This window comes from Larkinella harenae, assembly GCF_054780515.1.
The window spans coordinates 35,010-49,104 of sequence record NZ_BAAGWE010000016.1; the positions used below are offsets into that span (position 1 = coordinate 35,010).

Genomic DNA, 14,095 nt, shown 5'->3' on the forward strand with positions numbered 1-14,095 from the left:
TAACCTACCCGAGTGCCGTAGAAAATCCGTGGGCTTTAACTCCTCCTTACTCAAGCCTCCTTCCGACCTTTTCAACCACGGCGAAAGTGGGGGCGAGTTCGGCAAGCTTTAATGGGACCAGTCAATTCATCCGCTATGATAATATAAATTCTGGATTCATGACTGGGGGATACAGTAATTATTCCATCATGTTTTGGTTTAAAGCCAATGCGCCGGCAACCGGTACACAAATGCTTTTTGAGGAAGGGAACGCCAATAATGGGATTGGCATTCGACTGTTCAATGGGGTCTTACAGGCGCGGGTAAATACCACATCAGGAGGAACAGGCAGCGTCACCCTTACTGGGCCGGTTGTCGCGGATAATAACTGGCACCATGTCGCCTTCACCTTCCAGGGCACCGGCGCGCCTGCTGCTCAGCGAGTAAAGCTCTATTATGATGGGGTGTTGCAGGCGCTGGGTCCATTAATCCAAACAACAATCGGAGCAACTTCCCAGGGAGGTGGTATAGGAGCTACATTAGGGGGTAACGTCTTTTCCAGCAATTTTCCATTAGATCAAGGCGGTGACTTTTTCAACGGGTTTATCGATGATTTTGTCTATAGCAATGGGGGTGATGTAAATAATATACCTGGGCTTGGCCCTAATGTCTTTTCACAAACGGACATCACCAATTATCTGAGTTGCGTTAATGGATTCGCTACCAATCAATTCAGTTGTGATGGGTCGGTCTATATAACACAAACGCCAACGGGTACCACTGGTACTGACTTGAAAAAGTACAACTATGCTACCGGTGGTTTTATGGATGTGGATACGACCGGTTATCTGACATATAATGCAGCAGGTTATAATCAGGTCGATAATCATATCTACGCCATTAGGGTTGCACAGGGAGAGGATGCAGATAATAGGACGAGTACATTGCTTCGGTTAGGTGCCAATGGCGTGGTTGAGGATCTAGGGTATGTGACGGGATTGCCAACTAGCACTCCGTATGTGGTCGGTGATATTTCGCCCGCTGGAATATTTTATGTTTATTATAATAGCCTAGCTCAATTTTATACAATTGATCTGAATGTTAAGCCCTATACAGCTACGGCGCGTCCTATTACGCCGGCTCAAGACCTTTCGGACTGGGCGTTCAATCCTCAAGATCAACAACTATATAGTGTCCTTAGAGGGAGTGGCCAGATCGTCAAAGTTAATCCGACAACCGGCGTATCACAAACCATCATACCTGCTAATGGTGCTATAGCAGATGTGGGCACCAATCCCATTGGTGCTATCTGGTTTGATCAGTTTAACAACATGTACGCGTATGCGAACACAACAGGTAGAATCTGGCGGTATAACACGGTTGCCAATACCTGGTCAACCGTTAACGATGCCGGGGCTATTGTAGGTTCAAATGATGCCGCTGCCTGCCCGGTTACCAAAGTGGAACCCAGCATTACCAAGGTGCTTCGAAGTCAGACCGGAAACAGTGCAACATTTGACATAACTTTATCCAATACGGGTCCCGCTCCGGCAGCTGATCTGATCGCCCGGGATGTATTGCCAGCCGGGCTGGTCTTCCAAAGTGCCTCGGTTCTCGATGCGACGGACGCCAACCTGGCCACCACCGACTATAAATTGTCGACGCCAGCCGTTGGGGTTACCGGCCCGGTGTCCCTGACCATTAACAATTTAAATGTAGGGGCTGCCAATGCGATTACCCTACGACTGACGGTACGGGCAGCAGCAGGATCCTGTAATCAGACCTTCTCGAACTGTGCTGAAATTATTAGTGCCTTTGGGCAAACGGCCAATAACGGCACGTTAGGCAATACAACGGATAATACCACGACCATTCCGGGGGATATTGCCACCAATAACGAAGCCTGTGCGCCAGTGAGTTTCAGCTTGACCCCGCCAACGCCCATCGCGGTGGTATCGAACACGGCTGTCTGTAGCGGAGAGCTGGCCAGTATTATGTATTCGAATATCCCCGCTAATGGTTCCGTATCAATTACGCGTATGCCGGGAAATGTCACCTTCGGTGGTAGTGTATCGGAAGTACTCAGTAACACGGGCACTACACCGATTAGTTACACGTATACAGCTACGTATACGAACTTATACGGTTGCCCCAGTGACCCTACGGTAACCGTTATTACAGTTAATCCCGTGCCCATCATTACCCCATCTGTCTGTTCGCAAACGATCTGTTCGGGCCAAACCGGAATTATTACGTTTGATGTGAGTATACCAGGTTCAACGATACATTGGCTTCGAACCCCAACAACTCCTCCGCCTTCTAGTGGAACGGGTAACATTAGCCAGAGTTTGACCAATACAGGCCCCTCCTCGTTGACCTATACCTATAAGGTTTGGGCCGAGTCGCCAGCTCCATCCTCGTGTACTTCGGCTACCATCACCTGTGAAATTGTGGTGACGCCGGGCTTGGAAGTTACGGCTTTTGTCAACAGCGCGACGGTCTGTACGGATACTCCGCTAAGTCTCTCTGCCAATGTGGTGCCTGCGGGTAGCTATACATATGCTTGGACTGGCCCCAACGGCTACGTTGGGGTGGGAGCAACGCCAACGGTTTCACCCACTGCTGCTATCACCCAAAGTGGTATCTACACTGTAGTGGTCACCGATGCGGCAGGTTGTTCAGGCACCGCTACAGTACCTGTTACGGTGGCCAACTGCTGTTCGTTAACGGCCTTGGCGAATGCCCCAAGCCCAGTGGTGTGTGCGGGTCAGGACTTAATGCTAAGCTCGTCTGCCTCGGGAGCCATTGGAACGTTGAGTTACGCCTGGAGTGGCCCTGGTGGGTTTGTCAGCACGGCTCAGAATCCTACCATTCCCGCGGCTACCACGGCTCATACCGGCAGCTATACGGTAGTGATAACGGATGCGGGAACTCCCAACTGTACCGCGACGGCGATTGTTTCGGTGACGGTCGGCTCCAACCCAACAGCGGTGGCTACCCCTGCTATCGTTTGTGAAGGAAGCTCGACGACCTTAACAGCCTCTGGGTCCGCCGGTGGGGTATTTACCTGGATCGGCCCGAACGGATTCGCGGCCACGGGTCAGTCGGTAGTAATCAACAATGCCACCGCCTCTGCGGCGGGTAATTATACGGTTACCATTACCGGCTCCAATGGCTGTAATGGAACGGCAGTGGCAAGTCTGACCGTCAATCCGCAGCCGGTGGTCATTGCCTCCGCGCCCAGCGGAACGGTTTGTATCGGCAGCACCTTGAGCCTATCGGCCAGTGTCAGTGGAGGTACTTCACCATTTGCCTATGCATGGAGCGGGCCGGATGGGTTTGTCAGTACAGCTCAGAACCCGGGACTGGCGGCAACGGTGGTCACGCAGTCAGGTAGCTATTCGCTGCTGGTGACCGATGCCAATGGTTGTTCGGCAACGGCAATTACAGGTGCCGTAATCGTTAACAACTGCTGTTCATTGACGGCGACCGCCGGCAATTCAATTGTGGCTTGCACGGGCGGCACCATCAACTTAGCCGTTACGGTGGGGAATAGCACAACCGCCCCCGTCAGCCAACCTTTGACTTATAGCTGGGCGGGCCCCAATGGGTTTACCGCTAACATAGCGAATCCCCTGCTGCCGGCTACCGCCATCGCAGCGGGAACCTACAGTGTAACCGTAACGGATGGACAAAATTGTACCGCAGTCGCTTCCGTGGCAGTCACGGTGACGCCGCAACCATCCGCGGGAGAAGATGTTTTACTCTCCATCTGCAATAACGAAACCGTCGATCTGGCACCGTATTTCGCCGCAGGAGGATCTTATTCTGCCTTAAACGGTATCCTATCGGGAAGCATATTCAACGGAATCGCATCGGGAGTCGGTTCGTACACTGTAACCTATACCGTCGGCGGTGGTGATTGCCCCACGGATGAGGCCATTGCGGTTATCATCGTGCGGGATTGTTCGGTGCCACCCTGTAACTATCCGATCAGTTCCGCCGTAGTCGATGCGACTTGTGGCAACAGCGATGGACGCGCCACGGTTTCGTTGGGCGGTTTACCCACAACAGGTGCAACAGTAGGCTATGCCTGGAGTAATGGTAAAACCGGACCTACCGTGACAGGACTGGCTGCGGGCGTATATTCCGTTACTGCCACGATTTCCACGCCGCTCGGGACTTGTACAGTGGTCGAGCAAATTCAGGTGAACGAAATTGGCGGACCCGTGGCGGAGATCGATCTGATTTCAGCGGCTGACTGTCTGGGAGCCAATGGTGCAGTTGCCATTGACATTACAAGTGGGACGGGGCCTTTCCGCATTAGCTGGAGCGGGGCCGCTACAGGAACCCAAAATGGGGTTAACCTGGGAACGACAACAATTCCAAACCTGGCTACCGGTCAATATACATTTGAAATAACTGGTGCCTCCAGCAATACCGCCTGTTCATCGTTCTTGGCTATTACAATTCCTCGGGACGATAGCGACCGCATCACGGTAACGGCAACACCAACCAATGCAACGGTCTGCGGATCAGCAACAGGCAGTATTCAGATCGTTGCTACTCCAGCTGTCGGGGTTACGGGACCCTTCTCGTACTCATTGAACGGGGTCGAAATCGGCACATCAACCCTGCCGACTTATACCATCAATGGATTAACCGCTGGTGCCTACACGGTGGGGGTTAGCTCAGTCGGTGGTTGTTCTGCCGCAAATGTGCAGGTGGTCATTCAGGAGGTTGGTGCTCCGGTCATTGCGGGCTGGACATCGGTTGATCCGAATTGCCCGAGCGATCAAGGCCGGTTGGTATTTGCCGGTGGGCAGCCGACGGCGACCTTTGTAGTGCGGGAAGCCGCTTCGGGATCAATTGTGGCTAATAGCATTAGCGGAGCGACCTCAACGACACTGGTGTTACCTGCGGGGACGTATACAATCGAACAAATTACAAGCAATAGCAATTGTACATCCTACACAACCGTGACCATCAACCGGCCGGAAGGATTGGATTTCAATGTTCAATATACGAAAGTGACCTGTGCGCCGGGTGGCGTTCCGAATAACGACGGAAGTATCAGCATTGTGCAGATCACTGGGGGAACACCGCCGTACAGCACTACGGTATTGAATGCACAAAACCAGGTGGTTTCGAACCTGCAGGCTGTGGCACCTGGTATCTATTCGATTCGGGTGGTCGATTCGGGTGGTTGCCCCGGTGTGGAAAATGTCTTTATCACGGTTCCAGATTGCGATCTCGAGTGCCCCATTGTCCCTATGAATACATTCGTGGTCGATGCAAACTGTACAGCGGCCGACGGAAGGGCAGTCGCCCAATTGGGTGCGTATGATGAAAATGATGTAGATTACCAGTGGAGCAACGGCTTCTTTGGTAAAAACGTCAGCGGATTAGCAACGGGCGTTTATTCAGTTACGGCCACAATTTTAGCAGGTCAATTTGTTGGTTGTGCATACGTGGAAAGGGTAAATATCAATCAGATAGGAGGACCTGTTGTGACACAACGGGCGGTGAATCCATCAAGCTGTGCCAGTAATACAGGTTCGGTTTCGTTTAGTCTGACGAGCGGTACTGCTCCTTTTACGGTTACCTGGAATGGTCCGGTGAGCAGCTCACGGACCGTGAATGGTACGGTTCCCTTCCAGTTTACCCAGACGGGGCTGGCGCCGGGTGATTATATTTTCACCTTTAAGGAGGCTGGATCGGATTGCCAGACGGTCTTGGATGTAACCATTCCGGTTTCATCGAGCAGCAGTATAAATCTGACGGCAACGCCGACGCCGGCGTCGGGTTGTGGCGCCCAGGATGGTTCGATTAACCTAACTGCATCAGGGAGTGGTCCAAACTATATTTTCTCCCTAAATGGGGTAGCTTACACCTCCGTTTCAGTCAACACGGTAACGATCCCGAACCTTCCGGCCGGTATTTATACCGTAGGGGTAACCAGCGGAGCCAATGGTTGTCAAACCGAACGACAGGTTATTATACAGGAAAATGGTGCACCGCTCGTTTCTGGATGGAGTTCACAGAGTGCACTTTGTGCAGCGGGAACGGGATCCATCACCTACGCCGGCGGCACCGGCACCGGCTCGTACCGGGTACTACTCGGCGGAACCGAGGTTGCAACAACCCCCCAAAATGTGCCGGGCCCGGTTGTCTACAACTTGCCGCAGGGAATCTATACAGTTGAATTAACAGATGGAACGTGTACTTCCTTCCAGAACTTGACCATTACTGGACCCACCGGAATCGACTTTAACGTACAATACGTTGCGGAAACGTGCGGGCCCGGTGGTGTGGGGAATGGCGATGGTAGTCTGAACGTCATCCAGGTTAGCGGAGGAACTGCACCTTATACAATTTCAATCATTAATAATCAGGGACAGAGTTTCGCCGGGGCGAGCCACATCAATTTGATGGCGGGTAATTACTACATATCGGTCGTTGATGCAAATGGCTGTCCTGGAAACGAAGATGCACTGGTGACAGTGCCGCCCTGCGACTTAAAATGTCCACCGCTTGCCTTCAATACATCCGTGTTGGATAACCTTTGTGGTGAAACCAGCGGACGGGCAACGGCCGAATTACTGAATATTCCGACGGGAGCTACGGCAACATATGCCTGGAGCAACGGACAGAATGGTCCGATTGCGTCGGGTCTGACCTCGGGTGTTTACTCGGTAACAGCGTCGCTTTTTGCCGATAATACGATATACGCCGGATGTATGTATGTTGACACGGTCACGGTGAACGATATCGGTGGCCCGATTGTCAGCGTATCGGCTACGGCGGGTGCTAGCTGTACGGCGGCCAATGGCTCCGTTGCCTTGAATATACAGGGTGGAACAGCACCCTATACAGTGAGTTGGACGGGTGAGATGTCGGGTACCCAATCGGCCACGAATGCGGGCCTATTGAACATCACCGGCCTCCGAGCAGGAAACTATGTGTTTACCGTTGCCGGTAGCAACTCAACCTGTAAGTCGGTTATTGACGTGGTCATACCAAACCGCGTGCCGAATGGCTTCACGCTGGCGGTTAACCCGACGGCAACCAGTGGATGTGATGCCTCCGATGGACGATTGACAATTACCGTTTCCGGTGGGACCGCGCCGTTTACGTATAGTGTCAATGGCTATGTTCAAGGGGTAAGTACAACTCGTACTTTCTCCGTCCAAGGCTTACCAGCCGGTGTGTACGCGGTCGAAGTTATGGATGCTAATGGTTGTTCCGTAAATCGTGAAAATGTCTTGATCAATCCATCCAGTCCAACCCCAATTGCGGGTTGGACGGTGGCCAATGCGCTTTGCGCGGATGAGAATGGTACGATTCAATTTGCGGGTACGGGAATCGCCACCGAAGAATACGTGGTGACGATTGCGGGGACAGCTACTGAAATTGGACGTACGGCCGGAAATCTGGCGGCTACATACACGGTTCCGGGAGGAACCTATCTGATTACCCGAACCATTTCAACCTCTTGCGTATCGGTAACGACGGTTACGGTAACACAACCCGATGGATTAGACTTTAATATTCAATATCAAAACCCGAACTGCGCTTCGCCATCGTCGGGTAGCCTGGCCGTTGTACAACCCACGGGCGGAACGGCACCGTACTCGTATACAGTTACCGGGTCTGCTGGTGTGGTATCTAACTTAACGGCACTAACGGCGGGTAGCTATACCGTAACGATGGGCGACAGCCGAGGCTGTACCTTCAGTGATGTGATCACCCTGACGGGTGGTTCGAGCTTCTCCGTGACGGCTACTGCCAGCAACACGGCGATTTGTATTGGGACGGGCTCGACTACCCTAACGGCAACAGTTACCCCAACGGGTTCGTATACCTATGTGTTCGCTGGACCCGACAGCTTTAACCAGACCAACACAACGGGGGCTATTAGTTTAACGGCGACCTCCCTAACGCAATCCGGTAATTATACCGTTGTGGTGACCGATGTGGCAGGTTGTTCAGCGACGGCAACGGTGCCGGTATCCGTCAGCAATTGTTGTGATCTAGTGGCTTCGATGGGTGCGTTACCCATCGGGAACTGCGAAAATGTGGCTGATGGCCGCCTGGAAATTGTCTACAGCGGTTCGGGAACGTATCAATATAACCTTAATGGTGGAGCATTCCAACCGTTGAGCGGCAGTCCATTCTCCGTAACGGGTCTGGCTGCGGGCTCCTATACGGTTATCATTCGATCAACCACAGATCCCAGCTGTTCAACGACTTTATCGGGTACAATTGTGACCCCGACGGCTCCTGTCGTCTCAACAGTAGTGGTAACCAATCCAACGGACTGTACGGCCAATAATGGGTCGTTGGCTGTGGTGCTGGTCAATAGTGCCACAGGGGTATATGAGTACAGCATCGACAACGGCGGCTCCTGGCAGACGGCCAATACCTTCCCGGGTTTATCAGCGGGCACTTATGCGGTATTGGTACGTAATGCTGTGGCGCCAAGTTGTTTTGTTAACGCAGGTAGTTTCCAGATACAAACGCCGGGTAGTGTGACAGCAACAATCAGCGGGCAGAATCTCGATGTGTGCGCCACCGATCAGGGCAGGATCACTATTACGGCAGGCGGGGGTAGCGGTACTTACGAATATAGTCTGGACGGTGGACTGACATGGGCCGATTTGCCTAGTGGCACCATCACACGGACTAACCTGGCACCGTCCAATTATCTGGTGGTAGTTCGTGATAAAGCCATACCCAGTTGCAGAACGCAGCGGTTGATCGAATTGTCGACGCAAGATTGCCCGGTACCCATTATTCCACCATTTAGATTGACGGGCGGTGAATAGACAATTTGGGAACGGTACAATGAACACTACACTAAGTCAGTTGTTTGTGCAGCTATTTGTAAAAGATGCCAATCGTCCTTCCGGAATCGGAAGGGCCCCATACCATAGAAGTATGAGCCGATTGATAGTAACGCGATTGAACCACGCAGTAAACCATAGGACCATGTGGCGAACTTCTACCCATTCTGCTTATTCCAATGAAACGCTGGTAAACGGTTGTTGGAGTAGTAATCCATTATTGGTAAAAGCTGGAAAATTAAGCGAACTCCCGTCTATTCAAAACGAGGTGGATCGAGGAACCGGTTTTTTGCTTGGCAATTCCGGGAGGATCGTTTTACTGGCCTGGCTATTATTTCTAATTGGGCTGCTGGCGGTGTGCCCTCAGACTACCCATGCAGATGGGGTAGGGCGTGGTTTTCCGGTGGGCCCAGGGCAAATTTCAACGGATCAGGGGGCCTTTCGACAGGGGGCGGAACACTATGTCTATGCCTATGTAGCCAACACGGAAAAGTTGCGGTTTGATATTCGAATAAATGCAAAATCGGCCGCTACCGCAACCTCCGATCTGACTATTAGGATTTACTCGCCGACAGGACTTGTATTTACTGGTACAATCGATGGATTGGCAGCGAACGGTTTTTCTGTAAACAACGGTACCATCCCAACTTCGCAGTATCAAGCCACCGCGGCTACGGCAGGTATATGGACGGTACGTATGACCACTTCGCCTGATTATCAGGTTAATTATGGCTATAAAGTTGACGTTCTAACGTCAGCGAATGCCGAAATTGCGGGCCGGGTTTATACGGAGGCATTGGAGCTTACTCAAACCAATACCAGTGTTACGTTTAATCTCTATCATATTAGCGATTTTGGGTACAAGTATACGAGTACCTTTTCCAATTATAATGGCGTAGAGTCAAAGATCACCACGGATCGGTATGGGGTTAGAAAGAGTGGAGAATGTATCCCTGCCTATCGGAGTGCTGAAATAACGGACCCTACAATAAGTGCCAGCTCTCGACCTCTGTTGCAAAGCTGGTCGTATGATGGACTTAACTGTGGCGGATCATTTAAGCAGTTTTTCAGACCGATGGATACCTCACTGCCTGTGGCAGCGCCCCGTTTCAATATTACGACGGGCGCGACTGAAACAGAGTGGTTAAATCCGGCTCTGCAAATACCTTCCGTAACCAACCTTGTTTTTAATAAAACCCAGGGAAATCCAGCGGCAGGTAATTTTACCTTCACAGTGGAAGGGTATGCAGGAAATGCGAGTTTACTAGTCGATGTTAACAATAACAACAGCTATACGGATGCCGTCGACCGTACGATCCCAATTCACACGGTTACGGGGCTCAATACGGTTTCGTTCGATGGATTAAATGGTTTAGGCACTGTGATTGGTTGTGGGTTAACGGTTGGTGCCAAGGTGTTGATTGACAAACCGGGCGAAATCCATTTTACCCTGGAAGATGTAGAGGGCCTAGGGGGGCTTCAGGTTACCGCTACGAATGGCCCATCTCCACATAGCAACCTTTATTGGAATGACCAGAATTTATCAGCAACGAATCGGGTCAATACGACACCAGTCCTTACCAGCCAGTCCAATGGGACCAATAGTAATGTAACGGGAGGGGTCCATGGGTGGGGATTTGGTTTTACCAACACATGGGGCGATAATCGGTACATTGATAACTGGACTTTCGCAACCCAGCGCGACAGTGTGTTGACCACCTTAACGACTGTTTGTGATTTCGGGGACGCCCCAGCCAGCTACAGTACTACCGCTGACGGTCCTTCGCACGCCAAACTCGGATTGCTGTATATCGGCAGTACCGTTGATGCCGAAGTCACGGGTACAGCCAGCGTTTCAGCAAATAGTGACGATACAACCGGCTTGGATGATGAGGATGGTGTTACTTCCACACCCCCCATTCTGGTCGAATGTACAGATACTTATACACTAACCGTTCCCGTTAGTAACAGCACGGGCAGCACTGCCCAATTAGGCGGCTGGATTGATTTTAACCGGAACGGTACCTTTGATGCCCGAGAATTTGCTTCCGTTGGGGTACCTAACGGCGCGACTACGGCCACATTAACCTGGTCCAACATTCAAAGCCTAAGTATTACGGCCGGCCAAAGCTTTTTCCGGCTTCGGATCAGTACTCAGGCATTTAGCCTTCCAGGTGGGGCTTTGCCCGACGGAGAAGTGGAAGACTATCCTATTACGATACTATCGGCTTTGTCCTCTGGTGTGATGTCCACCTCGGCCACAGGTTGTGCGGTCGCTGACGGAACGATTTCGTTAACAGCCACTGGCGGTACGGGCAGTTTCCAATACAGCCTTGATGGAGGAATCACCTATATCAATTTCACAGGATCTACATCCTTGACGAACTTGGTCCGGGGCGGGTACACGATCATTATTCGAGATGCCAATGCCCCGACTTGTATCCGAGAGCATCAGGTAGTAATCAATGCTACCAACTGCTGTGATTTTAACCAAAATCAGCCCATTGTTGGTCAGGCCGTCAATCCGGGAGCTGGGTTCACCGCTCTGTATTTATTGACCTCGATCACAGGTGAAATTTTGATTGTATCGAATACGCCTAGTTTTCCACCTCAGCCCGTTGGGTCCTATTATATCCGAGTCCTTGTTTATAGTACATCCAGTCCAGCGCCGACGGGAGTAACGGTAGGGCAAAATGTTAACGGAATTGCTGGATGCTGTTTCCGTTTATCACCACCGACGCCTGTTGGAATTTGTGATTGCCCGACTTTCACACTACTGGACAACAGCTATCAGGTGTGCGCGGGCCAGAACCTGGCTCTGCTGCGGGTAAATACTTCTGCAACTACGCCCAGCCAAGTAGAGTTTGTTTACTTCACCACGCCCCAAACCAGTGCTTCGGCAGTTTATGGGGGGGGGGTATTGTTGGGCACTGCTACCCCGGTGAGTAATATGGCCCAGTTAACCAATGTATTATTCCCCAGCACAGCGGGCACCTACTACGTTTATGCCCGAATTTCACCAGCTCCTGCCGATCCGAATTGCCGACCCTACGCCGAAATTCCGGTAACGGTCAATGAAATCCCGGTCGTTACTGCCCAGGTTAGCAGTAACACCGTCTGCGTAGGAGGTAACTTGATACTATCAGCCACAGCCAGTCCAGCCGGAAGTTACACCTTTACCTGGACTGGACCCAATAACTATTCGGGGACGGGAGCAACCGTATCTTTAACGAATGTTTTGGCTACAGCCAGCGGAAGCTATACCGTCGTGGCTACCTCAGTCAGCGGATGTAGCTCATCAGCAGTCATTACTAATCCTGTATCGGTAACCGTATGCTGTCAAGACTTTGGTATCAATTTGGTTACAACGAATGCCCACTGTGGTCAGAATGACGGTCAGGCAACGATAACCGCTAATGGTGGTACAGCTCCATACAGCTATCTATGGAGTAATGGTTCATCGAATGCAAGCCTGACAGGGGTGGCACCGGGCAGCTTCACTGTGACAGTGACGGATGCAGTCGGTTGCAGCACCACAGCATTGGTGACGATTGGCAATGTGGAAGGGCCACAGCTGGTCGTAAACTCGACGACACCGACTACCTGTATCGGAGCTACTGGTGTAGCTAGTGTAACGGCCATTGGTGGTACAGCTCCATATAGCTATCTATGGAATAATGGTTCAACGGCCGCTAATGTGAGTGGGCTAGTGGCTGGGGTTTACAGTGTGACAGTGACGGATGCGGTCGGTTGTTCGGACGTGTTGCCAGTTGAAATAGAAAGCACTCCTGGCAGTCTGACGGCGATTGCAACAAGTACAGCGTCAGCCTGTGGTCAGGCAATAGGCAGTATTAATGTGACAGCAAGTGGTGGTACGGCCCCGTATAATTACCTGTGGAATAATGGAGCGACCAGCAGCAGTGTGAATGGGTTGGTTGCGGGTGTATACAGTGTTACAGTAATCGATGCCAATGGCTGCCTGGCCAGCGATGAGGTAATCATCAATGATTTGACCGGTCCGACGGTGGTGACCAGCAGTACAGCTGTGAGCTGTAACGGAAGTAACACGGGCATTGCCCTAGCTACGGCCAGTGGTGGAACTGCTCCCTACACTTACCTATGGAGCAACGGGGCGACTACCGCGAACATCAATGGATTAGCCGCTGGCGATTACAATGTGGTGGTGACTGATGCGAATGGTTGTCAAGCGAGTGGTATCGTTTCGCTGACGCAGCCTGCGGGCATCGAAGCTGAGCTGTCAGCTTCGACGGTGGCCTGTGGTAGTAGTACGGGAACAATCACGCTGGTGAGCATAAGCGGTGGTACGACTCCCTACACATACCTGTGGAGCAATGGTTCAACTAGTGCGAATTTAACGGATGTGGCTGTGGGCAGCTATACGGTAGTGGTGACCGATGCCAACGGTTGTGTGGCCATAGGTTATGCTACCCTGGCCTCGCCGACGGATTGCCCACCGTGCCAGCAGCCGGTGTTGACCGTCTCGGGTCCGGTGTGTAACACGGCCACTAATACCTACAGCATTGAGTATGTAGCCAGTGTGGGTGCGACCATCACCGCCAGTGTCGGTACGGTGGTTGGCACGAGTGTTCTAAATATACCGCTGGGCAGCAACGTAGTGCTGACGGCGACGAATGGCTGTGGGGTGGTCTCGACGACGGCGGTTTCGCCGACCGATTGTACGATCCCGCCCAGCTGTACGCAGGTGGCTGAGCTGACGGTGGGTCAGGCTGTGTGCGTGGGTACAGGCAGCTACGTAGTGAGTGTAACGGCGAGCAGTGGTTCGGTGATCACGGTGCAGGGCGGAACCTACGCCAATGGGGTGATCACGGGCGTGGTGGGCAGCAACGTGACGGTGGTGGCAACACTACCGGGTTGTGGCACGGCCACGGCGCTGGTGGCCAGTCCGGCTGATTGCAGTGATCCGTGCACCAGCCCGCTGATCAGCCTGGCGGGTCCCACCTGTGATGGGGCCACCTACAGTGTGCGTTACACGGTTCCGGCCGGGGTGACGGTGGTAGCCAGTACGGGTGTGGTGAGCAATGGGCTGATCAGTGGCATCGCGCTGGGTACGCCGGTGAGTGTGACGGCGCTCAATGGCGTGTGTCCGGCTCAGGTGGTGAGCCTGGCCTCGCCGACGGATTGCCCACCGTGCCAGCAGCCGGTGTTGACCGTCTCGGGTCCGGTGTGTAACACGGCCACTAATACCTACAGCATTGAGTATGTAGCCAGTGTGGGTGCGACCATCACCG

Annotated in this window: 2 protein-coding genes; both read left to right on the forward strand. The window is 52.4% G+C overall.

The genetic code is table 11. From position 1 onward, the window contains the following. The first annotated feature begins 158 nt into the window (after positions 1-158). Positions 159-8,807, forward strand: coding sequence for a DUF6923 family protein (locus tag ACYVH9_RS30340; protein WP_460640212.1), 8,649 nt, complete (start codon positions 159-161; stop codon positions 8,805-8,807). A gap of 1,093 nt (positions 8,808-9,900) precedes the next feature. Next, positions 9,901-14,095, forward strand: a 4,195-nt coding sequence (locus ACYVH9_RS30345; protein WP_460640213.1) for a beta strand repeat-containing protein, incomplete at its 3' end; no start/stop codon positions are given.